At 38.9% G+C, this 26,737-nt stretch carries 23 protein-coding genes and 5 pseudogenes; 14 read left to right on the forward strand and 14 right to left on the reverse strand.

The genetic code is table 11. From position 1 onward, the window contains the following. Together F944_RS17330 and F944_RS14900 are read right to left on the reverse strand one after the other, a co-directional pair. Positions 1–1,233 (reverse strand): multicopper oxidase domain-containing protein (locus F944_RS17330; protein WP_004992261.1); only part of this gene is annotated, 1,233 nt, incomplete at its 3' end. An 89-nt stretch (positions 1,234–1,322) separates the two neighbouring features. Beyond that, the gene (locus F944_RS14900) at positions 1,323–1,691 is read right to left on the reverse strand and encodes a hypothetical protein (RefSeq protein ID WP_004992262.1); all 369 of its coding nucleotides are present in this window, start codon (positions 1,689–1,691) and stop codon (positions 1,323–1,325) included. A gap of 148 nt (positions 1,692–1,839) precedes the next feature. Here F944_RS14900 and F944_RS14905 point away from each other — a divergent pair, with 148 nt between their 5' ends. After that, positions 1,840–2,520, forward strand: coding sequence for a heavy metal response regulator transcription factor (locus F944_RS14905; RefSeq protein ID WP_004679347.1), 681 nt, complete (start codon positions 1,840–1,842; stop codon positions 2,518–2,520). Continuing rightward, a complete protein-coding gene (locus tag F944_RS14910) occupies positions 2,513–3,913 on the forward strand; it encodes a heavy metal sensor histidine kinase (RefSeq protein WP_004992264.1) in 1,401 nt (466 codons plus the stop codon). The genes F944_RS14905 and F944_RS14910 overlap by 8 nt, the downstream gene beginning before the upstream one ends. Before the next feature lie 38 nt (positions 3,914–3,951). Here F944_RS14910 and F944_RS14915 read toward each other — a convergent pair. The 6 genes and pseudogenes from F944_RS14915 to F944_RS14940 form a co-directional block, all read right to left on the reverse strand. Beyond that, positions 3,952–5,234, reverse strand: a pseudogene (locus F944_RS14915) (MgtC/SapB family protein). Continuing rightward, complete coding sequence (locus F944_RS14920; protein WP_004992267.1) at positions 5,231–7,606, reverse strand: heavy metal translocating P-type ATPase; 2,376 nt, start codon at positions 7,604–7,606, stop codon at positions 5,231–5,233. The pseudogene F944_RS14915 and the gene F944_RS14920 overlap by 4 nt, the downstream one beginning before the upstream one ends. Positions 7,607–7,617: 11 nt before the next feature. Then, complete coding sequence (locus tag F944_RS14925) at positions 7,618–8,268, reverse strand: methyltransferase family protein (RefSeq protein WP_004992269.1); 651 nt, start codon at positions 8,266–8,268, stop codon at positions 7,618–7,620. After that, positions 8,265–8,534 carry a DUF2933 domain-containing protein gene (locus F944_RS14930; protein WP_004992270.1) on the reverse strand — a complete coding sequence of 90 codons (270 nt, stop codon included), beginning with the start codon at positions 8,532–8,534 and terminating at the stop codon, positions 8,265–8,267. The genes F944_RS14925 and F944_RS14930 overlap by 4 nt, the downstream gene beginning before the upstream one ends. Positions 8,535–8,560: 26 nt before the next feature. Continuing rightward, the gene (locus tag F944_RS14935) at positions 8,561–8,992 is read right to left on the reverse strand and encodes a hypothetical protein (RefSeq protein WP_004695737.1); all 432 of its coding nucleotides are present in this window, start codon (positions 8,990–8,992) and stop codon (positions 8,561–8,563) included. Between the two features lie 603 nt (positions 8,993–9,595). After that, positions 9,596–9,838 (reverse strand): DUF2789 family protein, encoded by a 243-nt coding sequence (locus F944_RS14940; RefSeq protein WP_004281876.1) that lies wholly within the window; start codon positions 9,836–9,838, stop codon positions 9,596–9,598. A gap of 351 nt (positions 9,839–10,189) precedes the next feature. Between F944_RS14940 and F944_RS14945 the strand changes: the two genes are divergently transcribed. Together F944_RS14945 and F944_RS14950 are read left to right on the forward strand one after the other, a co-directional pair. Further along, positions 10,190–10,570: a copper resistance CopC family protein gene (locus tag F944_RS14945; protein ID WP_004992273.1), complete on the forward strand. Its 381-nt coding sequence runs from the start codon at positions 10,190–10,192 to the stop codon at positions 10,568–10,570. Positions 10,571–10,634: 64 nt separating this feature from the next. After that, a pseudogene (locus F944_RS14950) lies at positions 10,635–11,303 on the forward strand (copper resistance protein CopD); the annotation flags it as partial. A gap of 52 nt (positions 11,304–11,355) precedes the next feature. Here the strand turns inward: F944_RS14950 and F944_RS14955 are convergent. After that, a complete protein-coding gene (locus F944_RS14955; RefSeq protein ID WP_001040037.1) occupies positions 11,356–12,288 on the reverse strand; it encodes an IS5-like element ISAha2 family transposase in 933 nt (310 codons plus the stop codon). Between the two features lie 57 nt (positions 12,289–12,345). Between F944_RS14955 and F944_RS14960 the strand changes: the two are divergent. Next, positions 12,346–12,567: pseudogene (locus F944_RS14960) on the forward strand (copper resistance protein CopD); the annotation flags it as partial. A gap of 333 nt (positions 12,568–12,900) precedes the next feature. Next, complete coding sequence (locus F944_RS14965; protein ID WP_001067790.1) at positions 12,901–13,605, forward strand: IS6-like element IS1008 family transposase; 705 nt, start codon at positions 12,901–12,903, stop codon at positions 13,603–13,605. A gap of 184 nt (positions 13,606–13,789) precedes the next feature. Here F944_RS14965 and F944_RS14970 read toward each other — a convergent pair whose 3' ends face one another. The 4 genes from F944_RS14970 to F944_RS14985 all read right to left on the reverse strand — a co-directional run bounded on the left by F944_RS14970 (position 13,790) and on the right by F944_RS14985 (position 17,638). Continuing rightward, positions 13,790–14,902 (reverse strand): S-(hydroxymethyl)glutathione dehydrogenase/class III alcohol dehydrogenase, encoded by a 1,113-nt coding sequence (locus F944_RS14970; protein WP_000842132.1) that lies wholly within the window; start codon positions 14,900–14,902, stop codon positions 13,790–13,792. Between the two features lie 21 nt (positions 14,903–14,923). Next, complete coding sequence (locus tag F944_RS14975) at positions 14,924–15,199, reverse strand: metal/formaldehyde-sensitive transcriptional repressor (protein ID WP_001133625.1); 276 nt, start codon at positions 15,197–15,199, stop codon at positions 14,924–14,926. Positions 15,200–15,403: 204 nt separating this feature from the next. Continuing rightward, complete coding sequence (locus tag F944_RS14980; protein ID WP_001040037.1) at positions 15,404–16,336, reverse strand: IS5-like element ISAha2 family transposase; 933 nt, start codon at positions 16,334–16,336, stop codon at positions 15,404–15,406. Positions 16,337–16,582: 246 nt separating this feature from the next. Continuing rightward, positions 16,583–17,638, reverse strand: coding sequence for an aromatic ring-hydroxylating oxygenase subunit alpha (locus F944_RS14985; protein ID WP_004992287.1), 1,056 nt, complete (start codon positions 17,636–17,638; stop codon positions 16,583–16,585). Between the two features lie 344 nt (positions 17,639–17,982). On the opposite strand from F944_RS14985, the gene F944_RS14990 reads away from it, so the two are divergent. The 3 genes and pseudogenes from F944_RS14990 to F944_RS17440 all read left to right on the forward strand — a co-directional run bounded on the left by F944_RS14990 (position 17,983) and on the right by F944_RS17440 (position 21,159). After that, positions 17,983–18,972, forward strand: coding sequence for an isopenicillin N synthase family dioxygenase (locus F944_RS14990; protein WP_000909845.1), 990 nt, complete (start codon positions 17,983–17,985; stop codon positions 18,970–18,972). Positions 18,973–18,998: 26 nt separating this feature from the next. Further along, positions 18,999–20,075 carry an apurinic/apyrimidinic endonuclease family protein gene (locus F944_RS14995; RefSeq protein WP_000738084.1) on the forward strand — a complete coding sequence of 359 codons (1,077 nt, stop codon included), beginning with the start codon at positions 18,999–19,001 and terminating at the stop codon, positions 20,073–20,075. Next, positions 20,072–21,159, forward strand: a pseudogene (locus F944_RS17440) (BMP family ABC transporter substrate-binding protein). The gene F944_RS14995 and the pseudogene F944_RS17440 overlap by 4 nt, the downstream one beginning before the upstream one ends. 70 nt (positions 21,160–21,229) lie before the next feature. On the opposite strand, the gene F944_RS15010 reads toward F944_RS17440, so the two are convergent. Then, positions 21,230–22,162 carry a LysR family transcriptional regulator gene (locus tag F944_RS15010; RefSeq protein WP_000107470.1) on the reverse strand — a complete coding sequence of 311 codons (933 nt, stop codon included), beginning with the start codon at positions 22,160–22,162 and terminating at the stop codon, positions 21,230–21,232. A gap of 306 nt (positions 22,163–22,468) precedes the next feature. On the opposite strand from F944_RS15010, the gene F944_RS15015 reads away from it, so the two are divergent. From F944_RS15015 to F944_RS16880, 5 genes and pseudogenes are all read left to right on the forward strand, one after another. Further along, positions 22,469–23,443: an isopenicillin N synthase family dioxygenase gene (locus F944_RS15015; protein WP_000125683.1), complete on the forward strand. Its 975-nt coding sequence runs from the start codon at positions 22,469–22,471 to the stop codon at positions 23,441–23,443. Positions 23,444–23,459: 16 nt separating this feature from the next. Continuing rightward, on the forward strand, positions 23,460–24,413 hold the full coding sequence (locus F944_RS15020; RefSeq protein WP_000735995.1) for an isopenicillin N synthase family dioxygenase: 954 nt from the start codon (positions 23,460–23,462) through the stop codon (positions 24,411–24,413). A 17-nt stretch (positions 24,414–24,430) separates the two neighbouring features. Next, entirely contained in the window at positions 24,431–25,222 is a 792-nt protein-coding gene (locus F944_RS15025; protein ID WP_004992292.1) for an outer membrane protein OmpK, read from the forward strand. A 20-nt stretch (positions 25,223–25,242) separates the two neighbouring features. Further along, positions 25,243–26,547 carry a nucleobase:cation symporter-2 family protein gene (locus F944_RS15030; RefSeq protein WP_000185581.1) on the forward strand — a complete coding sequence of 435 codons (1,305 nt, stop codon included), beginning with the start codon at positions 25,243–25,245 and terminating at the stop codon, positions 26,545–26,547. Positions 26,548–26,643: 96 nt separating this feature from the next. After that, positions 26,644–26,737, forward strand: a pseudogene (locus tag F944_RS16880) (transposase); the annotation flags it as partial.

The following is a 26,737-nucleotide window of genomic DNA, read 5'->3' on the forward strand; positions in this document are numbered from 1 at the left end:
ATGATTCATATCTTTCATTGAAGACATATCATGATCCATACCTTTCATAGAAGACATATCGTGATTCATGCCTTTCATAGAAGACATATCATGATCCATACCTTTCATAGAAGACATATCGTGATTCATGCCTTTCATAGAAGACATATCATGATTCATTCCCATATCTTCCATAGTCAATAAAGAACGAGGACGAGGCTTAGGCATCTCAATTTGTTTTACAGGTGAGGTATTTTCATCATGTAAGGTTCCAACCGAAAATCCAGTACGATCAATAGATTCAGCTTCGATTTGATAATGGGCTTGTTTCGGTTCAACAATGACATCATAAGTTTCAGCAGTACCTATACGGAACTCATCTACAGGAACGGGCTTTACAGGTTGACCATCAGCACTGACTACAGTCATTTTTAGGTTTGGAATGCGTACATCAAAGAATGACATAGCGGAAGCATTAATAAAACGAAGGCGAACTTTTTCACCAGCTTTGAAGTTACCCGTCCAATTTTGCTGAGGTGTCTTGCCATTCATTAAAAATGTATAACCAGTCACATCGGACATATCTGTTTTCAGCATTCGCATCTGATTCCACATAGAACGGTCTTGCCAAGTCGCTTTTAGCCCATCACGTTTAACTTGTTTTAATACATCGAATACTGTTTCGCGGCGGTTCTGATAGTAGTCTGCTTCTTTTTTAATATTTTTCATAATTTGATCACTTGTCGAATTATGAAAATCAGAAAGCAAAACAACGTAATCTTTATCGGTTTTTTCAGCAGCTGTTAGTGGAGTTTTATCTTTAGGATAAATAACAAAAGCACCATATAAACCGTCTTGTTCTTGTCCTTTACTATGTGAATGATACCAATAAGTACCATTTTGGCGGACTTTAAACTTATATTCATAAGTTTTATTAGGGGCAATGCCATTAAATTTGTTAAATCCAGGTACACCATCCATAATTCCAGGTAATAATAAGCCATGCCAATGGATTGAAGAGTCCTGATTTTTTAACTTATTGTGAACACGGATAACGGCCTCATCACCTTCTTCAAATTCAAGAAGTGGTGCAACGAATTTACCATTTACAGTAATTCTCTCAACTGGTTTTCCTGTGATATTTACAGTTTGTTCAGCGATTGTTAAATCATATTCTTTAACTGCCGCCATTACCCAAGTTGATGAAAATAAACCAACTCCAATTAAGAGTATATGACTTAACTTTTTTGACATTCTATCTCACCTTTAGAAAGGTCAAGATTGAAGTAATAAAGCAAATATTTAGTATAAACTTTAATACTTCTTTCTCGCTATTTATAAAATTATTTATTGCTACTAGGCATATTCATCTTTGAATGATCCATTTTAGAATGGTCCATATTCATCTTTGAATGATCCATTTTAGAATGGTCCATATTCATCATAGAATGATCCATTTTAGAATGGTCCATATTCATCATAGAATGATCCATTTTTGACATGTCAGATGAGTTAGGAGACTGATGTTGACTATGATCTTGCTGAGTCTTGTCATCTTTTTCCATTTTACAAGGTTTTGTACAAGGTTCCTGTGCTTTTACCGTTTTAGTGGCACTTGAGGTTGATACATCTTTTGCCCAAGATTGAGTACCAGCAATTAAAGTTCCAGCACACATTAAAATTGTTAGACTACGACGCACTACAGTTTTCATAAGTTTCTCTAAAAGTTAATTTCTTGCTACTACAATAAAGTGAAGCACTGAACATCTAAGTGACTTGAAAATGACATTTTTGTAATCTATCTCGATCAGATGTTTTATAACGTTATTATAGTTTTAATGAATGACTTAGGATTCGGAAATGAGAATACTATTAGTTGAAGATGAACAAAAAACTGGTGATTATCTCAAGCAAGGTTTATCCGAAGCTGGCTATATTACTGACTGGGTTACAGATGGGTTAACGGGTAAACATCAAGCTCTTTCTGAAGAGTATGACTTAATTATTTTAGACGTGATGTTACCTGGACTAAATGGTTGGAATATTATCAATGATATTCGTAGCAGCGGTAAAACAATGCCCATTCTTTTTCTTACCGCCCGAGATCAAATCGAAGATCGAGTAAAAGGATTAGAGCTAGGCGCTGATGATTATTTAGTTAAGCCTTTTGCTTTTGCAGAGCTTCTAGCTCGAATAAAAACGCTCCTTAGACGAGGGCAACAAAGAGAAGATAATAATATTATTAAGATTGCTGATTTAGAACTTGATTTGAGAAAACGTCGGGTAACACGAGCAGGTCAACGCATTGATTTAACGGCTAAAGAATTTGCTCTTATGGAGCTTTTTATGCGTAGAAGAGGTGAAATTCTACCAAGAGCACTTATTGCATCTCAAATTTGGGATATGAACTTTGATAGTGATACAAATGTAGTTGAAGTCGCTATTAAACGATTAAGAAATAAAGTAGATAGTAATTTTACCCCTAAGTTAATTCAAAATATTAGAGGAATGGGGTATGTATTAGAGGTAGAAGATGAATAATAAATTATTCAAATCTATCAGTTTTCGTATTGGTATTATTTTCTCATTATCGACTATATGTATTCTCATTATGATGGGGTTTTTCATCCATAAATTAGTGATGCATCATTTTGAAACGCAAGATCGTACCCAATTAGAAGGTAAAATCCAGCTTATTCAGAATCTTCTCCAACAGCATCCTAAAAATTCTCCAGAACTTAATCTTTATTTAAGAGATGCTTTAGTTGGGCATCATGATCTGATTGTTCAAATTGAACGACCCACAGGCCAAATTCTATTCAGTACTGCCCCTTCAATGATTAATTCCCAAAAGTTAATGAAAACAGCGGATAGTTCGTGGATTGAGTGGAAACTTCAGGGTAAAACTTATCGGGGGATTATCTATAACGCGAATATAGTTGAAAATTCTGAAATAAAATCTACTCAAATTATTGTCGGTATAGATACCTCTGAGCATCTACATTTTTTAAATGATTTTAAGCGTCAACTTTTTTACATTGGTTTAGCCGGTACGATTTGTTTAATGTTTTTAGGCTGGTTTGCAACCTGGAGAGGTTTAAGACCCGTGCAAAAAATGGCTAAGGTCGCAGAAGGCATTTCTGCCCAACATCTTTCAGAACGTTTAGAAGTTGAGCACACACCAACAGAACTAAAATCATTAGCAATTGCCTTCAATGATATGCTCGACAGACTAGAATCAGCTTTAGAAAGGCTTTCCGATTTTTCATCTGATTTAGCGCATGAAATTAGAACACCGATTAATAACTTAATGACTCAAACTCAAGTATGTCTTGCCCGTAAACGAGATACCAGTACCTATCAAGAAGTACTATTTTCTAATTTAGAAGAATTAGAACGTTTGGCTCGAATGGTATCCGATATGCTTTTCTTGGCAAAAGCAGAACATGGCCTAAAATTACAGAACTTACAGAATATTGACCTGGTTAAAGAAGTTACAGCCTTATTTGATTTCTATGATGCGCTAGCTGCCGAAAAAAATATGACGCTTCAACAAACAGGATCTGGAAATGTCAAAGGTGATCCTGCTATGTTACGTCGAGCACTCAGCAATCTATTATCTAATGCAGTTAAATATGGAAATAAGAATTCTACAATACGCATAAAACTTCAACAGAATTTAGATAACACAATATTTTCAATTGAAAATGAAGGCCCTGAAATCTCTCCTGAACAACTATCCAGGTTATTTGATCGATTTTATCGAACAGATGCATCTAGACAAAGAACAGAAGAAGGAACCGGCTTAGGGCTCGCGATAACAAAATCTATTCTTGATATGCTTGGGGCGACCATCCAGGCTGAATCCCTCAATGGTCGAATCATTTTTACCATTGTTTTTCAAAGTGAATCCATGCAAGGGGAATCATTTTAACTCATTTTTTGAACATCTTCCATTTACCCGAGTTGACCTTACATAAAGCTCAAACTGAGAGCCAGAGCTACGCCAGCACCTATCATGGCAATTGTGTAGCCAAATATGATAGCTCGGCCAAACTGTGCCCCCCTGTCATCCATGCAATTGTCGCTTTGCTTAACATGTTGCTCAGTGTGGCCAGCCCTAGCGCGACAGCAGCCACATTTGTTGTTAAGCCTTCAGTACTATGCAGGCGGGCAAGTGAGACTAAAATAGCATCTACGTCTGCTAGCCCAGAAATAGTCGATAATACGAAGATGCCGCTGGTGCCCAACCATTGTTTTGCTGCCGGGACCAAGACTGCCATGACAGCCAGGAAAGCAGCGAAGCTGAATGCTGTCCCAAGATCAAAAGGAGCCATTGCTTCTATTGTTCGATCGTTGTTTTCAGCGCTGGTAATTTGGCGTTGTCTCCACAATGCCATACCCAGCAGAAGGATTCCCGCAATCATCATTGCACCACCAAAAGTGCTTAGCAATGCTGGCTCAATGACGCCTATCAGCACAACCATACGAAAAAACATGATGCCACAGGCAGCCAATGTTCCAGAAATAGCAGCACTGACCATGACGGGGTGCTGGCGTGTATAGCGTGCCAGTGCGACAGTTGCAGCTGTAGAAGATGCCAAACCACCCAATAGACCTGTCCAGAGTATGCCTCTTTGTGAACCGGTGAGCCGCATGGCAAAATGACCTGCCAGAGAGAGTCCGGCAATCAGGATCACAGCCCACCATAACTGGTAAGGATTTAATGCAGCAAAAGGTCCCAGACCCGTATTGGGTAAGTAGGGTAATATAACAACAGAAAGTACCAGCAACTGTAGAGATGCGGTTAATTCACGATGCTCTATCAAGCGTAACCAACCGTGTAAGGTTGGCTTGAGATCCAAAAATACAGCCACGATGACAGCCGCTGTTAATGCTAAAGTAACATTACCATGGGATGCATATGCACCTAGAACTAATGTCAACAGCATCGCGATCGTCGTGGTAGCGCTTAGATTACCGGAAAGTTTTGCGGTACGCGCGTAGGACACTGTTAATAATAAGGAAAGCCCTAATACGGCCGCGACCAGCGGCCAAGGCCCGAAGTTTGGTTGTAAATGACCGAGCACTCCTCCGAGCAATCCTGTCAATGTGAAGGTACGTAGGCCTGCTACTCGGCTGCCCTCGGGCAATTCACGATCGTGCCATCCTCGTTCTAAACCAATGAGCAGGCCGATGGCAAGTGCTGCAATCAGGCCTGATACATCTGGTGGAAGAAAAAGACTCTCTATCATAGCTTTTTATGTCGCAGGCGAAGGGCATTGGTGATGACTGAAGCTGAACTCAAACTCATAGCCAAGGCGGCAATCATCGGTGACAACAACCAACCGGTAAATGGATATAGTACGCCAGCCGCGATAGGGATACCCAAAGCATTGTAAAGGAAAGCAAACATGAGGTTCTGTTTCATGTTGCCGACAGTAGCTTCCGAAAGTGAACGGGCAACAGCAATCCCTCGTAAATCTCCCTTGACCAGCGTAACTTGGGCACTATTCATTGCAACATCAGTCCCGGTTCCCATAGCGATACCGACATCAGCTTTAGCCAAGGCTGGTGCATCATTGATGCCATCACCAGCCATAGCCACGATGCGACCTTCCTTCTGCAATTTGCTGACCAGTTCTAGTTTATCTGCGGGTTTGACTTCGCCATGTACCTCATCAATGCCTAGACGTGCTGCGACTGAACGGGCAGTGGTGAGACCATCTCCTGTTGCCATCACGATACGTAGACCCGCTTCCTTCAGGGTGGCAAGTGCTTCTGGGGTATTTTTTTTGATGGGATCGGATACTGCAAGCAGGCCGGCCAATTCACCATTGATGGCTAGATGCATCACACTTGCACCTTCTGAACGCAGCTCTTCGGCTTGCGGAATCAGAGATTGTACCGAGATACCTAATTGCTCCATCAGTGCTGTGTTGCCCAAAGCTAACTGACGATCGCCCACTTGACCTCGAACACCAATCCCTGAGCCTGATTCAAAATTATCTGGTGTTTCAAGAGGCAGGCCACGTTCGTGTGCTGCGTTTACAATCGCTTCGGCTAGCGGGTGTTCACTGCCTTGATCAAGACTGGCGGCTAAACGTAATACTTCAGATTCATCGAAACCTGATGCGGCAACCACACGATCGAATACAGGGCGTCCTTCAGTTAACGTACCTGTTTTATCGATGATTAGTGTGTCAATCTTGCGTAGATTCTCAATGGCTGCTGCATCGCGGAACAACACACCATGAGTAGCACCTTGACCCGTTGCAACCATGATAGACATTGGAGTTGCCAAGCCTAGTGCACAAGGACAGGCAATAATGAGTACTGCCACAGCATTGATTAATGCATAAACCCAGCTCGACTCTTCTGGGCCGAACAGTCCCCATCCAAAGAAGGTAAGCAAGGCAATGGCTACTACAGCCATGACAAACCAACCTGCAACCTGATCAGCCATGCGTTGCATTGGTGCTCTCGATCGTTGAGCTTGCGCCACCATCTGTACGATCTGGGATAACATGGTACTTGAACCAATTTTCTCTGAACGCATGATTAGGGAACCATTGGTATTCAGGGTAGCACCAATGACTTTATCACCGATGCGTTTAGTGATCGGTAAAGGTTCACCTGTCAGCATCGATTCATCCACTGAACTACTTCCTTCAGTGATTACACCATCCACAGGCACTTTTTCACCTGGGCGAATTCTGAGTAAATCTCCTACATGGACATGCGTTAGAGGAACATCTTCTTCAGTTCCATCAGGCAGGATTCGGCGAGCTGTTTTAGGAGCGAGCCCAAGGAGTGACTTAATTGCAGCAGAAGTTTGCGAACGTGCTTTTAACTCCAATATTTGTCCCAGTAGGGTCAATGAAATGATGACCGCTGAAGCTTCAAAGTAAACAGCGACACGACCCATGGAAATAAATGAGTCTGGGAAGATTTGCGGTGCAATGGTTGCGACCACACTATAAATAAATGCAGCTCCAGTGCCCAAACCAATCAGCGTCCACATGTTCGGGCTGCGATTCACAACCGATTGCCAACCCCGGGAAAAAAATGGCCAACCTGCCCAAAGTACAATTGGGAGTGACAACACCAGTTCAATCCAGCTCTGAACAGCCATATTGAACAGATTCATTTGATGACCAAACATCGCCAAAAAAGTCACGATGATGGTCAATGGCAGTGTCCACCAGAAGCGTCGGCGGAAATCACGTAACTCCGGATTCTCATCTTCCTCTAATTCAGGAATGAGTGGCTCCAGTGTCATTCCGCATTTAGGACAGTTTCCAGGATGATCTTGCCTGATTTCTGGATGCATTGGGCATGTATAGATGGTCGTACCTGTTGTGCTTGCCGCATTAACGTGTTGAACAGTCTGATGATGCTGTGTATGTGCATCGGCAGTCGTCGTTGCGGGTTTAGCGATATATTGCACCGGGCTGCTATGAAACTTTGATTGACATTTATCACTGCAAAAAAAGTAAGTTTTCCCCTTAAATTCCTCATGGTATTTCGATTCTTCAGTGACGGTCATACCACAGACTGGGTCTTTCAGTACGTCTGTTGTAGCCTGTGCCATATGGTCCTGGTTATGATTTTTTTGATCTGACATAAATAATTCTCTTATGGAAAAGTGGTTTTATGGCCGAATTTTGGAATAAATCTCGGAGTCTGTTGAGCATAGCTGTCATAGACAGCGCCAAACTGTTTACTCATTTCAGCCTCTTCCTTAATTGCCAAGCGGCTGTACATTAAGAGTAGGATTGGAAACATAATCAGTGTCAGTAAAGTTGGCCATTGCAATAAAAACCCCAGCAAGATCAAGATAAAAGCCACGTATTGGGGGTGACGTATGCGCGCATAGGGTCCGGTTACTGCCAATTGGTGATGACGTTGTGCGTTGTACAGCACGTGCCATGACGTTGATAACAGGTAAAATCCATAGCCCAAGAAAACGTAACTGGCGATATGCAAAATGCCAAAATGTGGATCACCTTTTTCACCTAATAGCGTTGACCACAAGTGACCTGCATTATGAGAAAGTAAGTCAAGTTGAGGGAAGCGAGTTTGAAGCCAACCAGATAACAGGTAAATGGTTAAAGGAAAACCATACATTTCGACAAATAGAGCAATGATAAAAGCCGAAAAGGCCCCAAATGTACGCCAATCGCGCGCAGTGGAAGGTCTAAAAAAACTGAAAGCGAACATGATAAAAACTGCTGAGTTAATGATAACCAGCGTCCATAAACCATAAGCCGATTCCGCATGATTCATGATGGATCTCCTGGTTCGCGCGATTTTTTATTATCTGATGGGTCTGATTTTTTCTGTTGATGGTGATGTCCATGACCACCATGCATAAAAATATGCATGAGTGGACAAGCTAAAAGGAATAAATAAGGCAAAGCACCGATAACGTGGGCTAAATGTTCCGTTAATAGAAAATAAGCTGCGATACCACCCAGCACGATTAGACCAATGGCATAACGTGTAGACCAGAAGTTAGGTACTGAATTATTTTCTTGGTGTTGGTGATTCATGGTGCTTTCCCCTAATTCATGGGTAACTATTTAGTTGCTGACGGAGGCATACAGTCCATCATCATCTGCATCATGGATTGCATCATGTCCATACGTTTTTCCATCATCTGCTGACGGTCAGCCATATTTGCATTCATGCTTTGGCTGCCCATCTGTTTCATCATACTCATACCTCCTTGCATGAGTTTCATGTGCTCAGCCATAAGTTTCTGACGTTCTTGTGGGGTTTTTGCAGCCATCATCTTCTCATGCATGGCTTGCATCGCCTTCATGTGTTGATCCATTGCAGCCATTTTATCTGTAGCAGTGGTGCTGGTAACTGTTTGCTTAATTGTTACTGCAGATGGTGCTGTTTTTTCAGGGTGGTGATCTTTGTGTTCATCGGATTGCTGTGCAAATGTATTCAATGACGCGGCTGCGATACATAAGCCCAAAAAAATGTTTTTGAATTTCATCATAATTTTTTCCTTTAAATAATTTGGAAGTAAAAGCTATGTTTTAGTACTGAACAGAGTCTAGGAATTTGACTACTAAACTGATGAAATTTTTGGTTATTCTCTGTCTCTCTTAAAAATTTTAGCACTATTAATTAATTATTTTTAAAAATGACAAAAATGTAATTTTGAGATCTTCTCGAAATATATAGTCTATGCTGAGATGACAAAAATTTTATTTAATATTAATCTTTTAAAACTATTAAAGTTGTTATGATTTTATGTGCTTAAAAAAATAAAAATGAAATGATTAGATGACTCCAAGGCTAGTTAGAGACACATTCTTAATGTAATTTACACTGTTATTCCTTTAAAGAAAAAATACAGTTGATCAAAATAGTTTTTTATAGAAAAAAGGGTGGATAATTTAATTATTAAACTTATTGGTATATTTATTAGATAGAAGGTAAAGAAGATTATTTTTAATATTAGGGTTTATAATCCAAATTTCAGAGTAAGGAATCTACTACTTATATAATAGAGATTCCATCTCCAAAACAGTACTACTGTATGAATGAGTTGTATTCAATGCAGGGAAGAATGTAGATACTTAATACTAACGGAAAATTATTTTACTGAATTTTCATGTAAAGACTCATTTAATTGATCAATCACTGTCGTCCATTCACCATCAGAGTGTAGTTTTTCTTCTAAAAAATGACGTTGAGCATCAGTCCAAAAAATTGCTTGTGTTAAAAAAACATCTCCAGCTAGCTGATGGCTCTCTATGAATTTTGCAATTGCTTCTTCAGTAGAAGCTAAACCAAGCTGTTCAAATAATTTGGTCATTCTTGGACGTGTTTGAGTCATGTGCTTAGCCCACAAATTTATATTAGATCAAATTAAACATAACATGTTTATATTTAAACTAAAATATAAAAAATTAAATAGCTACTATTTTCTTAGACAAAATGATTACTACATTTCATAAATCAACCACCTACATAATTTGTTTGTTAAATGATCATTATTTTTCAATAAGATTATTTTAATAGTTAAAGATTTTAAATTTCAAAAATGACAAAAATGTAATTTTGAAGTCATCGCTATGTTTCTGTCTCTCACTAATAATTGAAATATAAGAGGAGATGATGTGGTCTCATTAAATATAGATTTTATAAAGTCATCTCTAATGAACTAACGAATCAAGAGGAAACGTAAATGAAATTATTTCAAAATAAAATGACTGCTCTACGTAATGTTGTAGTAGCTGCAACGATGATTGTGGCTACTACAACTACGTTCGCTCATGTGAGTTTAGTGAGTGCGATTCCTGCGGAAAATGCATCTATCCTTAGTCAACCAAAGAACTTGACCCTTAACTTTGGTGCAGAGGTTATGTTGATGAATATTAAGTTACTGGATGCTCAGCGAAGAGATGTTCCTTTTAAATATAAAGTTACTCATGACTTAAAGAAATCCTTTGATGTCGCTCTTCCGAAACTGAAAAAAGGTAAATATACCGTTGTCTGGACAACAATGGGGAAAGATGGTCACAACATGAATGGTGAATATAGTTTCACTATCAAATCAACTAAATAAGAATTGATTACCTTTCAACATGTCAGTGAGGTGCTGGCATGTTGTTCTAGAATGGACAAAAATAATGATTTCTGAATATTGGATGTGGGCCACTTGGTTAACTAAGGTTATTTTATATTTAAGTGTAGCTTTTGTCGTTGGTGGAGCCTTTTGCTATTTTTTACTTAGACAATATCTTGAACTAAAAGAATCGATTCTTAAATATATTACAATTGGCGCTGGATTAGGCCTAATTTCCAGTACCTTGGGATTTTTTATTCTGATTGGTAGTTTTGCCAATACTGGTATTACAGGGATGGTGGACCCCACGTATATTAATATATTGGTTAATACTCCGACGGGGTATATATACGTTCTTCGTTCTATTTGTTTTGCTCTTTTACTTCTTCTCATGGTGGTTAAACTTAACAGGAACAAAGGTCATTTTTCTATAATTGAAAGTTCAATATTTTGTGTTTTACTTCTCCCGATTATTTTTAGTTTTTCCCAGCTCGGACATGTCGCTAATTTAACCTTACTTGCTCAAATTTTATTATCAATCCATATTCTAGTTATGTCGTTATGGATGGGGTCTTTATATCCGTTATGGAAAACCAGCCGGGAAATAAATGGTTTACCTTTAAAAGATCGCATGCATGTATTTGGACGTATTGCTGCTTTCATTGTTGGGATATTAATCGCCTGTGGCGCTAGTGTAGCTCTTCTTTTAATTAAAGATTTTAATACCTTAATGGCTTTGTTGCACAAAGATTTAAAAGATAACACTCTGCTCATTTGAACAGAATTCAAGTGACAACTTGGGTATGAGGACGACCTAATTCTGTAAATTTGTTCAATACGGCTATGCGTGCATGAATCTCATTCACCTGACTAGAAAAACTCCTTGCTGTTAATTTATCACCTAATAGTTTGATGCAATGCATCTTGGTTTCAACTAAACTTCGACGATGATAACCAGACCATTTTTTCCAAAGCGTTCTTCCTAAACGTTTAACTGTTTTCAGTAACTCATTCCGCTCTAAAGATCTCAATTTCTGATCTTTCCATGGTTTTGCATTTTTTCTTGGCGGAATGAGCGCATGTGCATCTCGATCTAGAATGACTTGTCTGCAGTGCTTCGTGTCATAAGCACCATCGGTATAGACCGAATCAATTCGTTCATCTAAGGGAATTTGAGCAAGTAAATCACCGAGTACTTGCGAATCGCTCACATTATTTGTAGTAAGCTGTACTGCACGTATTTGCAAGGTTTCAGCATCGATGCCAATATGAAGCTTACGCCATTGGCGACGATATTCAGGTCCATGTTTCTTACGTTTCCACTCACCTTCACCTAGAAACTTTAAGCCAGTTGAGTCGACGAGTAGATGTAGCCCATCACTACTTTTTTGATAGCTAATCGCAATATCAATATGTTTTTGTCTTCGACAAAGCGTACTGTAATCTGGTGCGGTCCAATTTAATCCACAAAGTTTAATCAGACTTTGAACAAAACCTGTGACCATGCGTAAAGAGAGTCTAAATAAAGATTTGATCATTAAACAGCATTGAATAGCCGTATCGGAGTAAGTTTGATTTCGACCTTGCTTGTTTTGTGGTTGTGCATACCACTGAGTGTTTGGATCAAACCAAATGGAAATGTTGCCCCGATTAATGAGAGCGCGATTATAGGAAGACCAGTTGGTTGTACGATAAGTTTTAGGAGTAGGTTTATTCATTTTGAAATTATAGGACTGAATAAACCTTATAGGCTCTAGGTTTGTGCAACAAAGCCTACCTTAATCAATACTGCATATGGCTATGGTTTCATGGTTAAAATGTTTTTTGTTATAGGTATTCTACTTTTAGCTGCCTTCAACAAATGGTATTTCACCCCGCGTCTTCAACATCCTAAATTCGCTAAACACCTTAGTCATGCCATTTTATTTGAGATGTTATTAGGTCTATCAATTCTATTAACAACAGGCTATATAACCACTGTCGTGGGTATTGAATAAGAGAATTTCAAAATAAGGGAATTGAGGAAATTTAACATTACTGCATTTATCTTTTGTAGCTGAGCAATAAAGTTTCTACTGGACTGCCAACTTACGACAATCAGAACAGTAAAATCGCATCATGAGGCATTATACATAAAGGTAGTCACCGGTTTTTAGCTTATCTTCAACCCATAACGGTCTCATCTATTCAGTTCACTACCATTGATTGAAATAACTAATCTTATAAATTTCAGAGTGATCGTAGATGACAAAAATGTCATTTTAAAGGGCACTGTTGCAAATAGGCTGACATGATAAGCTAAATATCTTATTTATTTCGAGATACAGCAGATGAATCCCTTCCATGGTCGGCACTTTCAAGGTGAAATCATTCTTTGGGCTGTTCGTTGGTATTGTAAATATGGCATCAGCTATCGTGAACTTCAAGAAATGCTCGCTGAACGAGGTGTGAATGTTGACCACACCACAATTTATCGTTGGGTTCAGCGTTATGCTCCAGAAATGGAAAAACGCTTACGCTGGTATTGGCGTAATCCTACAGATTTACATTCATGGCATATGGATGAGACTTATATCAAAGTGAAGGGGCGATGGACTTACCTGTATCGTGCAGTTGATCAACGTGGTCATACGATTGACTTTTACCTTTCCGCTAGACGGAACAGTAAATCAGCCTATTGTTTTTTAGGAAAGATCTTCAATACGGTGAAAAAATGGCAAATTCCACGGGTCATCAATACAGATAAAGCAGCGACCTATGGCCATGCTTTATCACGGTTAAAGCGAGAAGGAAAATGTCCAGTAGATATTGAGCACAGGCAGATTAAGTATAAAAATAATGTCATTGAATGTGATCATGGTAAGTTAAAGCGGATCATCAGGGCCACATTAGGATTCAAATCTATGAAGACGGCTTATGCCACAATTAAAGGTATTGAAGTCATGCGTGCACTACGTAAAGGACAAGCATCGTCATTTTATTATGGTCAGCCTCAAGGTGAAGTGTGTCTAATCAACAGGGTTTTCGGTCTCTAAGCACTTTTAAAAAGGAACTTCATCGACTCAAATCTCTATTTGCAACAGTGCCAGGCAGGTTTGTTGAACCTATACACGATGCCTACACAGATAGATCGGTTTTACAGATAATGTGCCGTTTTAGAGGATTCCATGCATGTCATTCATGATGCACATGCATGGAAAACTATAAGGTCTGACGGAATTATTCGTAATGAATTACAGTACGAATTGACTTACCTTCATGCATTAGATCAAAGGCTTCATTGATCTGATCCAAGCCCATCGTATGTGTCACAAATGGTTCTAATTGAATTTTACCTTTCATGGCATCTTCAACCATTCCTGGAAGTTGCGTACGACCTTTTACGCCACCAAAGGCAGAACCTAGCCATTTACGACCAGTAACCAGTTGGAATGGACGGGTAGAGATTTCCTGACCTGCGCCAGCTACACCAATAATTACGGATTGTCCCCAGCCACGGTGTGCACTTTCAAGAGCTGCACGCATCACATTCACGTTGCCAATACATTCAAATGAATGATCTACACCCCAACCAGTCATTTCGACAATGACTTGCTGGATTGGTTTGTCGTAGTCTTTAGGGTTTAAGAAGTCCGTTGCACCAAACTCTTTTGCCAGCGCAAATTTATCTGGATTCATGTCAACCACAATAATACGTCCTGCTTTAGCTTGACGTGCGGCTTGTACGACTGCCAGACCAATACCACCTAAACCAAAGACCGCAACACTATCACCTTCTTGTACTTTAGCCGTGTTGTGTACTGCACCGATACCCGTTGTGACACCACAACCCAGTAAGCAGACATGTTCGTGATTGGCTTCAGGATTGATTTTAGCCAATGATACTTCTGCCACTACCGTGTATTCACTGAACGTTGAGCAGCCCATATAGTGGTAAATCGGTTGACCATTATAGGAAAAACGAGTGGTACCATCTGGCATTACGCCTCTACCTTGAGTTTCGCGAACGGAAATACACAAGTTCGATTTTCCAGATTTACAGAATACGCACTCGCCACATTCAGCGGTGTAAAGTGGAATTACATGATCACCTGGTTTGACGCTAGTCACGCCTTCACCAACCTCAACTACGACACCAGCACCTTCATGCCCGAGAATAGCCGGAAAAACACCTTCAGGATCATCGCCAGATAAAGTAAATGCGTCTGTATGACACACACCGGTATGGGAGATCTTGATTAATACTTCACCTTTCTTCGGTGGTGCAACATCAACTTCAACAATTTGAAGAGGTTGACCAGGAGCAAACGCAACGGCAGCACGTGACTTCATGGAATAATTCCTTATACAGATCTATTTTAAATATGATTTTAGAATCTTGGCGATTTCAGCCAATTCTTCTTTTCGTTGTTGTTCTGTGGTTTCACCTGATACTAAAGTGTCCTTTAAATGAACCTCCAGCATTTCATTCATTAAACCATTAATAGCACCACGCACAGAGCATATTTGTTGCAGAATTGCACCACATTCCACATTGTCTTCTAACGCTTTTTCAATCGCTTGCGTCTGACCTTTGATCCTTCTGACGCGTAGAAGAATCTTTTTTTTGTCTTCAACCTGATTAGGCATCAGACCTCCTTATTTGCTAGCTTTTATACTATAGTACCCCATAGTATAAAAAAAGCAATATTTTTTATAAATCGAAAATCAAAAAGCTCTTTAGCGAAAATTTTCTATCCCTGTTTTTAGTTTTTTTTAAATTAACATCGTAGAGCTGATGGGCTTTGTTGCACAAAGATTTAAAAGATAACACTCTGCTCATTTGAACAGAATTCAAGTGACAACTTGGGTATGAGGACGACCTAATTCTGTAAATTTGTTCAATACGGCTATGCGTGCATGAATCTCATTCACCTGACTAGAAAAACTCCTTGCTGTTAATTTATCACCTAATAGTTTGATGCAATGCATCTTGGTTTCAACTAAACTTCGACGATGATAACCAGACCATTTTTTCCAAAGCGTTCTTCCTAAACGTTTAACTGTTTTCAGTAACTCATTCCGCTCTAAAGATCTCAATTTCTGATCTTTCCATGGTTTTGCATTTTTTCTTGGCGGAATGAGCGCATGTGCATCTCGATCTAGAATGACTTGTCTGCAGTGCTTCGTGTCATAAGCACCATCGGTATAGACCGAATCAATTCGTTCATCTAAGGGAATTTGAGCAAGTAAATCACCGAGTACTTGCGAATCGCTCACATTATTTGTAGTAAGCTGTACTGCACGTATTTGCAAGGTTTCAGCATCGATGCCAATATGAAGCTTACGCCATTGGCGACGATATTCAGGTCCATGTTTCTTACGTTTCCACTCACCTTCACCTAGAAACTTTAAGCCAGTTGAGTCGACGAGTAGATGTAGCCCATCACTACTTTTTTGATAGCTAATCGCAATATCAATATGTTTTTGTCTTCGACAAAGCGTACTGTAATCTGGTGCGGTCCAATTTAATCCACAAAGTTTAATCAGACTTTGAACAAAACCTGTGACCATGCGTAAAGAGAGTCTAAATAAAGATTTGATCATTAAACAGCATTGAATAGCCGTATCGGAGTAAGTTTGATTTCGACCTTGCTTGTTTTGTGGTTGTGCATACCACTGAGTGTTTGGATCAAACCAAATGGAAATGTTGCCCCGATTAATGAGAGCGCGATTATAGGAAGACCAGTTGGTTGTACGATAAGTTTTAGGAGTAGGTTTATTCATTTTGAAATTATAGGACTGAATAAACCTTATAGGCTCTAGGTTTGTGCAACAAAGCCCTCTCCCTGTATAAACTTGATATTGTAACAAAATCAAGTTTATTAATTAGAAGAAGCTAAGACAATGAAATTACGATAAATGGTTAGTCACTTTTATATTAGTATTTCTGCGAAATCAATCTCTAAAAATATAAGGGAGACTACCTCCCTTATATTTCAACCAATCGAGATAATCGGTTATCTTATATCTCTAGACCACATATCTTTTACTTAATCCCCATTCTGCCAATATCCGTCTATATGTCGTTGAAGATTTGTCTGCTGCAAAGTGCGCCTCCATTGAAACATCTAATGGAAGTTCTTCCGGTTTTTGACTCTCAACAATATCCTGATCCTCTGCAAAAATTTGTGCATTGAAGTCATATACAGCCTGTAGGTCACCCGTCGTATCAAAATTACGTGTCAACGGAACAAATAGCCTGGTTTGATTATGCGAAACAGGACAACAAGCATTCAAAATTTTTAAAATCCCATTGTTAGGAAAATAGACAGTAAGTGTTGCCGAGAATGGAGGATATACATCAAATTCTCGTTTCCATAAGAAATTCTCTGGCTCTAAATGTCTCAAACTATGAGGAAGGTTACTTACTGTAGAGATATAAATCGTTTTAAGTCCATAATCTGTTCTTTCAGTTTCATATTTTGGCACTACTGGATTATCACGATCAGCGAATGCCTTGTTATGCACCCAGGCAAAATGTGCCACATCGATAAAACCTTCAAGCTGACGACCACTAGAACCTGCTATATCAACAAATGGTGGGAGTATTGATTGATGTTCATCCGAATCCCAAGTTTCAAGAACTGGAAAATTAGCTTCACTTTCATCACGGCTAAATAAGCTGGTCCAAACTAGTCCATATTTCTCAACTACAGGGAATTTAGTTAAGGTGAACCGATCTGAAATTTGGGTAAGTTCTGGTTGAGCAGGGATTTTTACGCACTTACCTTGTGCGTTATAGTTGAGCCCATGATAGGGACAAACAATATTTTCACCTTCTACCCATCCTTTACTTAATGGCACTCCTCGATGTGGACAGATATCTCTGACCAGATGAATTTCTCCACTTTCAGTTTTATAAATAGCCATTTTGACATCAAGAAGCTGAACTTGTTGCGGTTGAGTCGTTACATCCTGGATTTGAACTACCGGATACCAATGCTGCGCTAGAATATTCCAGTCATTTGGGTCAAATTGACTACATTGTGGCTGAGTGAATAAATTGAGAACTGGTATTGCATTCATTTTAGCGCTGCCCCTCTTATAAGTTATTGATTAATTCAAACTTCTTAGCATTGCTTCATCATGACTTTTTCTTTTCTATCTGTCTATTAAAGACTTTAGGAATGGTATTTCTAATTTTTAGAACACTTTTCTTATTATTGTTCTTCTTATCTAAACTTAACGAATAACTAGCATTTTATAACTCATCACAATTCTTAATTGATGCTGAATTACTTGGACTCCTATTACTACTCTGACTTTATTTAGTGTTGCCTTTTTGGCAACGAGTTGAGCGAGATTCTCTGCTATGCACGGAATTAAATTGTCATTAAGTTGATAACAACAAAGTTCAAAGAGCCACAAAAATGTTGATATACACACCACCTTCTACGGCTAAAAGTATTCCAGTAATCGACTTAAGCGACAGTTTTTCCGATAACCTAGAAAAACGGAAATCTGTTGCGTGGGAAATCCATAAAGCATGCAGAACAACAGGTTTCTTCTATATTAAAAATCATGGTATCGCTTCTGAAGTTCTCCAAAAACAACTAGACATTGCAAAACAGTTTTTTGATCTTCCGATCGAAAACAAATTAGAGATTGATTTCAAAAACTCCAAATGCCTTCGTGGTTATGAACCTATGGCAGCCCAAACACTCGATGAGGGTTCTCCTCCTGACCTAAAAGAAGGCTTCATGTCTGGAAAAAACCTAGATTCAAGTCACCCATATGTCCAAAAAGGATATCCACAACATGGGCAAAATCAGTGGCCTGAAGACCTCCCTGAAATGAAAACTCAGACTGAAACTTATATTCAACAGGTGTTAAAACTGGGTAAACATCTAGCTGGTTTACTAGCCCTTTCTCTTGGTCTTGAAGAAAACTACTTCGAAGTAGGCTATGACGAAGCTGTGATTATTACTCGTATGCTTCACTACCCACCACAGTCTGAAGAAATTATAAATAATCAGTTGGGTTGCGGTGCGCACACCGATTGGGGCTTATTGACCCTCTTATTACAAGATGAAGTGGGTGGACTAGAAGTCCGCAACAGTGAGGGTGAATGGATTCGTGCACCTCACATTCCAGATACTTTTATCGTAAATTTAGGTGATTTAGTCCAATTCATGACTAATGGACTATACCTGTCAAATATGCACCGAGTTTTCAATAGTAAAGCAGGAGTCTCTCGTTATTCGGTTCCATCCTTCTTCGATCTGGATTACGAATACAAAATCAAAAGGCTCCAAAATTTAAGTGATGAATTTAAGGCTGAACCTAAAGAAATGACCGTAGGTGAATACTTAGCCTATATGTATCAGAAAACTTACGCTGCGAAAAAAGAAGCCGTTTAATTTATTCAACAGTTGGTATCAAAATTATGAAAAAAATGTTTCCTCTAGGTTGTGCTGGTTTAGGCATTCAAAACTCATCAAAAGAACGACCAGTAAGCCTGAATGAGCCTACTATTCTCGAACAGTTCGAAATGCTAAAAGCTGCGGAGGTCTTTGATTTTCTGGATCGTATCCCTCTTGAAGATAGTCAAATAGATGCTTACATCAAGGCAAGTCAGAAAACAAATATCCCTATTTATTCTGGTTGTGGCTTATATGTCATTGGCAAGGATGAGGAAGCATTCAAACAGGATATTAATCGTAGTGCCGCTGTAGGGGCCAAATTCCACAACATGATGATTTGGGCAAAACATGCAGATGGTCATTATGTAACGAACGAAGAAGTTGCTAAAACTTATATCGATTTCTACACCTACGCTCAAAGTAAAGGAATAACGGTTACCTTAGAGTGCCACGTTGATAACTGGTCTGAAGATTATCGTCGAGTAATTCCGGTGGCAGATCTTATAGAAAAAGAAGGTGTGCCGTTTGAGTTTGCAATGGATTACAGCCATTGTATTTTTAAAATTGAAAATGAAATTGAGCTTGCTGTATCACAAATGCGTGATGATCCTGAAGCTATCAGAAAGTTAGATCCTTTTAATAATGATAGTTTTGCAGATGATTGGCTGAATCGAAATTTAGTTACATGGGGGCAGATCCGTCCTGCAGTCCCGAATAATCCAGTTAACTGGTTAGCATTTGAAACAGGACCATATAATGGCTTAGGAACAAATCGTCCTGGCCGAGGAATTCAGTATCCATTTAATCAACCTACGGAAGGTGAATGGCATACAGACTTCTGGCATGCATATAAGCTTGCACCAACCAAAGAAGTCATTCGTAAAATCATTGATAGCTACTTGAACAATCCAAATTCTAAAGTTCAACTTATGACTGTTGATAATATCAATTTAGAGTCGTATGGTTTAAATTGGAAATACAACATGTTTGCCGACAGTTGCAGTGTTGCCCATTATATTCGTGAGATTTATGAGGAGCGACTGGCAATATTTATGGCAAAACAAAATTCAACTGATACTCTTCAAAGAGAATCAGCATGAATAACCTACTTAATTTAAAAAATATTTTCGTAAATGCCAGTCTTTTAGGACTTTTACTCATCAGTGGGGCCAATCCAGCATTGGCCGCTGATCAAGCGGCTTTTGTCTATGTCGCTCATAAAAACGATTATGGTTGGTCTTATTCACACGATATAGGTCGTCTGAAAGCAGAAAAGTCCTTACAGGGTAAATTTAAGACCTCTTATATCGAGAATATTCTAGATAATGCCGACTCTGAACGTACATTTCGGAGACTCGCACAACAAGGAAATAAGGTTATATTTGCTACTACCTTCGGGTATATGAATGCCATTGAAAAGGTAGCTAAACAGTTCCCGAACACCATTTTTATGCATGCGAACGGATATAAAACTGCAAAAAATGTGGGAGTCTATGATATCCGAACCTATGAAGGCTCTTACTTGCAAGGGGTATTGGCAGGCTATAAGACTAAAAGTAATGTTTGGGTGTTGTAGCACCATTCCCAATTCCTGAAGTCATTAGAGACATCAATGCCTATACACTTGGGGCTCAATCTGTAAATCCAAAAATTAAGACCAAGATAGTCTGGATTAACACTTGGTTTGATTCAGGAAAAGAGCATGAGGCTGCACTTGCATTAATATCGCAAAATGCTGATATATTATCACAAGTCACCAACTCACCCGCTGTAGTTAAAGCTGCTCAGGAAAAAGGGAAATTTGGCTTTGGCTGGAACTCAGATATGAGTAAGTTTGCTCCTAAAGGTCACCTAGCTGCATCAGTGTTATATTGGGAAAAAATCTATACTCCTGTTTTGCAGCAAGTGCATAACAAAATATGGAAGTCGGGATCGACATGGTATGGTGTCAAGGAAGGTGCCATCGATATAGCAGGTTTTGGTCCAATGGTCTCTAACAATGAAAAAATGAAGGTTTTGGCTGTCCGAGATAAAATTCGTAACGGTCAATATATTGTGTTTAGTGGACCACTTTACAAACAAGATGGAACATTACTTTTGGGAAAAGGTAAACATCTCTCAAATACGCAATTGATGAGTATGAATTATTTCGTTAAAGGCGTGGATGCTGCTTATCCAAAATAAACAAAGCTAAGCCTTTATTGAGGGATTTCGATAAGGGCTTAGCTTTTTAGTTGTACTTTTCAGGTTATGTTTATTGTCCAGCTTCGCCTCTTTGTAGGATTTCATCTGTAATAAGCCTGGAGAGAGCGTCTGTTGCTGTGGAAAGATAATGCCCTTTACGTGCATACAGACCTAAATCACAGTAGATACCATTGTTATCATTAAGCGGAATATAGCGAAGGCGATTATTAATTATTTCATTTTCCAACCCAAAGAATGTCTGAAAACCAATTCCCTTATTCCTGAGTATTAACTGTTTCATTAATTCCAAAGAACTCGTTTGCATTTTAAAATTTGGAATAGCATGTTGTGCACCCGCAAATAATGGCGCCAACTGTTGATAAATAGATAAATTAGGTTTTGGCATAATCACATCATAGTCGAGGCACTGATGGAATGACACCGTCTTTTGAGAGGCCAAGGGATGCTCAGTCGATACAATTGCACCTAATTTAAAATGGGATATTGCTATTTGGTGCAAATCATTATGCTTTGGCAAGGCAAAAGCCAAGCCTAGATCCACCCTATTTTCAATGATTTCATTAGGGATATCTTTTGAGCCTAAAATTGTAACCCCTACAGTTACATTAGGATATTTTACTTGGAATTTTTCAATAATCTCTGGCAGGAAATTAATTGCCAGTGTTTCAACACTCGCAATTTCTACATGACCTTTATAAAGCCCTTTCAGTGCATCCAATTCATTCTGCAATCGCTTAGTATCTCGCAATACTAAACTGATATGTCTTGAAAATAACTCACCTGCATGAGTAAGTACCATACCCGAAGGCACCCGATTGAATAATGGTGCTCCAACTTCATCTTCGAGTTTTAAAATTTGCCTGTTTACAGCAGAAGATACGACATTTAATTGTCTGGCTGCTTCCCTGATTGAACCGCACCGGCGTACAGCATCAAAATAATGAATTGCTGCTGAGTGAAAGCGAAGACCACGTGTACTCATTTTAACATCACATCCTATTCCAATTTTAAAGCCCCAATCCATTTATAAATTTGAATGAGCTATTGAAATAGAAGCAAAAAACTTGCCATTAAGTAGCAGCCATTTTTTGGACCTAAAGCATTATTTTCAGTGCATCCCGTTGCTTTTTCAGCATCACCACTCATTTAAAAAAGTTTAAGCAATTGTTTTTATTTAATTAATTAAGAATAGCTCTCTTTTTGGCATCAGCTTGCTCGATATTCATTGCTATGCGGTCTCATGATTATTTTATAAAAAAAGAAAACATTATTTTTGAGAGATTGCTACATGACTGCGCTGGAAAACAATCAAAACATTACCTCTATACCCATCATCGATATTTCTGGACTTTTGGATAATGACATACAAACGCACCAAAACATTGCCTCACATATTCGGAAAGCATGCTTAGATAAAGGTTTTTTTTACATTACGGGACATGGAGTTTCTAAAGCATTACAAGATAAGGTTTTTGAATATTCCAAATTATTTTTTAGTCTTCCCCCAGAACAGAAAAAGCAGTGGTCCAAAGAGCTTTCTGAAGCAAATAGAGGCTATGAATCATTAAGAGCACAAACACTTGAACCTAATTCTCCGCCTGATATAAAGGAAGGCTTTTATATCGGGAAGGAACGCTCACCTTCAGATCCTTTTGTCATCCATAAAGCTTTTAACCAAGGCCCAAACCAATGGCCAGATATTGATGGATTTAAAGAGGTAATGGAGGAATATCAAGTTGAATTGATTAAAGTCTCTGAACGACTCATGCGTGCTATTGCATTATCTCTAAACTTGGAAGCTGACTATTTCACAGAGTTTTGTAAGGATGCAGATTTAGTCACTTTACGCTTATTACACTATCCCCCTCAACCAGCTAATGCTCAACCAAATGAAAAAGGTTGCGGGGCACATACTGATTTCGGCGGGCTTACTCTATTACTTCAAGACCATAATCGTGGTTTACAAGTATGGGATCAGTCAACAAACCAATGGATTTGGGCAGAGCCTATTGAAGATAGTTATGTCGTTAACCTAGGTGACCTAATCTCTATGTGGACGAACAATACATATAGATCCACCCTCCATCGCGTCATCAACATCTCAGGTGGGGAACGATATTCTGTTCCATTCTTCTACAGCGGTAATCACCAGTATCAGATTGAATGCATTCGAGAGTGTTTGGAGGAAAACTCAGAACCGCTATATCCACCAATCAGTGTTGAACAGCATTATCGTAACATGTTCAAAAAAACATATATCTAATAATAAGGAGTTTCCCATGAAAAAATTACCAGTTATCGACATTGCACCTCTTTATGACGTTAACCATCCTGATTATGCAGATATATGCAACCAAATTGACCAAGCATGTCGTGAATGGGGATTCTTCTATATCAGTGGTTATAAACCGAATCACCTTGCAGAAGTTCAAAGTTTAGCTAAAGAGTTTTTTAGTAAGCCTCTACAAGAGAAATTAGAAATAGATATTCAAAAGAATAAAATTGCACATAGAGGATATGGTGCATTAGGAGTAGAACAACTGAACCCTGACTTACCTGAAGACTTTAAAGAAATATATGACATGGGTGTCCATTTAGAAGCTAATCATCCCGAAGTCATTAATCAAGAACCTCTAAGGGGACCAAATGTTTATCCAAATATTGAAGGGTGGAAAGTAGCTACAGAAGAGTATTTTGATGAAATGGTGGATTTAGCAAAAATATTGCTTAATGCCATGTCTCATGCCATTGGTCTTCCGCAAAATTATTTTGATCATTGTCTGCAAGACAGCCTATGTTTTCTCCGGTTAATTCATTATCCGCCTACCTTAGACAATACAGACTCTCAAGGTTTTAATGCGGGAACACATACTGATTATGGGTGTGTAACTATTTTGGCTCAGGATGAAGTAGGTGGATTACAAGTTCAGGATGTTAATGGTAATTGGATCGATGCTCCTCCTATACCTAACACCTATGTAATCAATATCGGAGATATGATGGCACGATGGTCAAATGATCTCTATAAATCGACACCTCATCGCGTTTCGAGTCCTAAAGGAAAACAAAGATTCTCATTTCCATTTTTCATACAACCTAGTCCAAAAACTGTAATCCGTTGCCTACCTAACTGTTACAGCGAATCCAATCCACCTAAGTACTTACCAATTACTAGTATGGAATATTTGCAATCACGTTTTAGTGCAACCTACAAACATCGTGCTGAAGTTTGAATATCGGAAACAATTATATGAAAAAAAATGCGCCCTATCTATTTTTAAGCACATGTTTAATAAGCACTTATTCTTTTGCTGAGGAATCATGGTTAAATTGGCAATCCAATAGTATTTCTGCACTTTACGGTAAAGGTTTTGAAGTTGAACCAGATACACATGAAACCATTACCTTCGAACATGCTAGTAATTGGAAATGGGGAGATCTTTATCTATTCGTCGACACTTATTGGTTTGATGGCGAAAAGACAGCTTCCCAAGGCCATAATGCGGTCTATACAGAAATAGCCCCACGCTTTTCAATAGGAAAACTAACCAATACGAATTTGAGCTTTGGGCCAGTGAAAGATGTCCTAATAGCTACGAGTTTTGACTTAAGTATTCAAGATCAGCCTGGCTATGACGATATGTGGACTTATTTAGTTGGTCCAGGTTTTGACCTAGATATCAAAGGCTTTGATTATTTCACCCTTAATTTTTACTATCGCATTCCAGACGATGGAAACACCCCAAGTGGACAATGGCAAATCACTCCTTCCTGGTCATATACCGTCCCATTTCTTAAATCATCAATCATTTTTGATGGATACATTGATTGGGTAGTCAATTCCAAAGGTAATAACTCTTCCGACTTTCACTTTAACCCACAAATCAAATATGACCTTAGCCCTCATCTAGGCTTAAGCCCAAAAAAATTAGCAGCAGGTATTGAATACGACTATTGGAAAAACAAATTCTTAATCGAAGACACTCCATATTTTAAAACTAATCAAAATGCTACTAGTTTCATCGTCAAATATACCTTTTAGGCTGAAGGAGAAAAACATATATGACTAACACAATCACAGCCAATAACTTAAAACCAAGCTCCATGATTTTTCTCAGTATCCAGCACGTCTTGGTAATGTATGCAGGTGCTGTTTCAATTCCCCTAATTGTTGGAGGAGCTTTAGGGTTAAGCACTGCAGAAATTGCTTTCTTAATTACTGCAGATCTATTTGTTTGTGGCATTGCCACCCTCATTCAAACTATTGGTTTTAAAAATGTAGGTATTCGCTTTCCCATTATGATGGGAGTTACCTTTACTGCAGTAGGCCCAATGATTGCAATTGGGACTAATCCAGATATGGGACTACTAAGTGTATTTGGGGCAATCATTATCGCAGGGATCTTTGGCTTCCTGATTTCACCATTTATTGGAAAGTTAATACGATTCTTCCCTCCTGTGGTGACAGGAACTCAAATTCTTGTGATTGGTCTATCTCTCATTGGTATTGCAGGCACATGGTCCGCTGGCGGATATGGGGTAAAAGACTTTGGAAATCCATTGTACTTATCTATCGCTGCCTGTGTTCTATTAAGCATTATTATCATCAGCCGTTATGTTAAAGGCTTTTTGGGCAACATTTCAGTTCTAATCGGGATGGGAATTGGTTATATCATCGCTGCATTTTCTGGCCTCATCTCTTTAGACAAGATAGATGAAAGCCCATGGTTAGGTTGGGTGATGCCATTTCACTTCGGTATTCCAGAGTTTAACTTTTGGGCTGTCTTGACTATGTGCGTAGTCATGCTGGTTATTTTCATTGAAACAGCTGGGATGTTCATGGCTGTAGGTGAAATTGTTGAAGAAGAGGTGGATCAGGAAAAATTGACTCGCGGTTTTAGAGCTGACAGCCTTGGCACAATGATTGGTGGGATTTTTAATATCTTCCCGTATACATCCTATGCTCAGAACATCGGTTTGCTAGCGATCACAGGTGTTAAGAATCGCAGTGTATGTGCTTTAGCTGGTGTGTTTTTAATCCTTTTAGGTCTATTTCCTAAAATAGCTTACTTTGTTGCGTCTATACCCTCATGTGTTCTAGGTGGAGCCGCATTGTTTATGTTTGGGATGGTGACATCTAATGGTATCAAAGTACTGCAGCGTGTCGACTTTCAAAATGTGAATAATCTCTACATCATTGCAGTCAGTGCCGGCATAGGTATGTTGCCTGTATTCTCACCTACTATTTTCTCACAACTACCATCTTATCTTTCACCTCTGTTAAACAGCCCAATTTTGCTAACGGCTTTTTGTGCTGTGATTTTGAATGCTGTTCTCAATCGAAAACAGCGGATATTGGATGAATAGTATCTTCAGAAATTGAAAGATGCATAAATATCAGATACACAGGGCTTTGTTGCACAAACCTAGCCTATAAGGTTTATTCAGTCCTATAATTTCAAAATGATCAAATCTTTATTTAGACTCTCTTTACGCATGGTCACAGGTTTTGTTCAAAGTCTGATTAAACTTTGTGGATTAAATTGGACCGCACCAG

The sequence above is a fragment of the Acinetobacter ursingii DSM 16037 = CIP 107286 genome, from assembly GCF_000368825.1.
Classification (GTDB): domain Bacteria; phylum Pseudomonadota; class Gammaproteobacteria; order Pseudomonadales; family Moraxellaceae; genus Acinetobacter; species Acinetobacter ursingii.

Excerpts from the sequence above, each read along its gene's own strand:
- F944_RS14955 (WP_001040037.1), bottom strand. The coding sequence starts at position 12,288 with ATGAATAAACCTACTCCTAAAACTTATCGTACAACCAACTGGTCTTCC.
- F944_RS15030 (WP_000185581.1), top strand. The coding sequence starts at position 25,243 with ATGACTAACACAATCACAGCCAATAACTTAAAACCAAGCTCCATGATT.
- F944_RS15010 (WP_000107470.1), bottom strand. The coding sequence starts at position 22,162 with ATGAGTACACGTGGTCTTCGCTTTCACTCAGCAGCAATTCATTATTTT.
- F944_RS14965 (WP_001067790.1), top strand. The coding sequence starts at position 12,901 with ATGAATCCCTTCCATGGTCGGCACTTTCAAGGTGAAATCATTCTTTGG.
- F944_RS14935 (WP_004695737.1), bottom strand. The coding sequence starts at position 8,992 with ATGATGAAATTCAAAAACATTTTTTTGGGCTTATGTATCGCAGCCGCG.
- F944_RS14970 (WP_000842132.1), bottom strand. The coding sequence starts at position 14,902 with ATGAAGTCACGTGCTGCCGTTGCGTTTGCTCCTGGTCAACCTCTTCAA.
- F944_RS14930 (WP_004992270.1), bottom strand. The coding sequence starts at position 8,534 with ATGAATCACCAACACCAAGAAAATAATTCAGTACCTAACTTCTGGTCT.
- F944_RS15020 (WP_000735995.1), top strand. The coding sequence starts at position 23,460 with ATGAAAAAATTACCAGTTATCGACATTGCACCTCTTTATGACGTTAAC.
- F944_RS14980 (WP_001040037.1), bottom strand. The coding sequence starts at position 16,336 with ATGAATAAACCTACTCCTAAAACTTATCGTACAACCAACTGGTCTTCC.
- F944_RS14945 (WP_004992273.1), top strand. The coding sequence starts at position 10,190 with ATGAAATTATTTCAAAATAAAATGACTGCTCTACGTAATGTTGTAGTA.
- F944_RS14900 (WP_004992262.1), bottom strand. The coding sequence starts at position 1,691 with ATGAAAACTGTAGTGCGTCGTAGTCTAACAATTTTAATGTGTGCTGGA.
- F944_RS14940 (WP_004281876.1), bottom strand. The coding sequence starts at position 9,838 with ATGACTCAAACACGTCCAAGAATGACCAAATTATTTGAACAGCTTGGT.
- F944_RS14985 (WP_004992287.1), bottom strand. The coding sequence starts at position 17,638 with ATGAATGCAATACCAGTTCTCAATTTATTCACTCAGCCACAATGTAGT.
- F944_RS15015 (WP_000125683.1), top strand. The coding sequence starts at position 22,469 with ATGACTGCGCTGGAAAACAATCAAAACATTACCTCTATACCCATCATC.
- F944_RS14920 (WP_004992267.1), bottom strand. The coding sequence starts at position 7,606 with ATGTCAGATCAAAAAAATCATAACCAGGACCATATGGCACAGGCTACA.
- F944_RS14975 (WP_001133625.1), bottom strand. The coding sequence starts at position 15,199 with ATGCCTAATCAGGTTGAAGACAAAAAAAAGATTCTTCTACGCGTCAGA.
- F944_RS14995 (WP_000738084.1), top strand. The coding sequence starts at position 18,999 with ATGAAAAAAATGTTTCCTCTAGGTTGTGCTGGTTTAGGCATTCAAAAC.
- F944_RS14910 (WP_004992264.1), top strand. The coding sequence starts at position 2,513 with ATGAATAATAAATTATTCAAATCTATCAGTTTTCGTATTGGTATTATT.
- F944_RS14990 (WP_000909845.1), top strand. The coding sequence starts at position 17,983 with ATGTTGATATACACACCACCTTCTACGGCTAAAAGTATTCCAGTAATC.
- F944_RS14905 (WP_004679347.1), top strand. The coding sequence starts at position 1,840 with ATGAGAATACTATTAGTTGAAGATGAACAAAAAACTGGTGATTATCTC.
- F944_RS15025 (WP_004992292.1), top strand. The coding sequence starts at position 24,431 with ATGAAAAAAAATGCGCCCTATCTATTTTTAAGCACATGTTTAATAAGC.
- F944_RS14925 (WP_004992269.1), bottom strand. The coding sequence starts at position 8,268 with ATGAATCATGCGGAATCGGCTTATGGTTTATGGACGCTGGTTATCATT.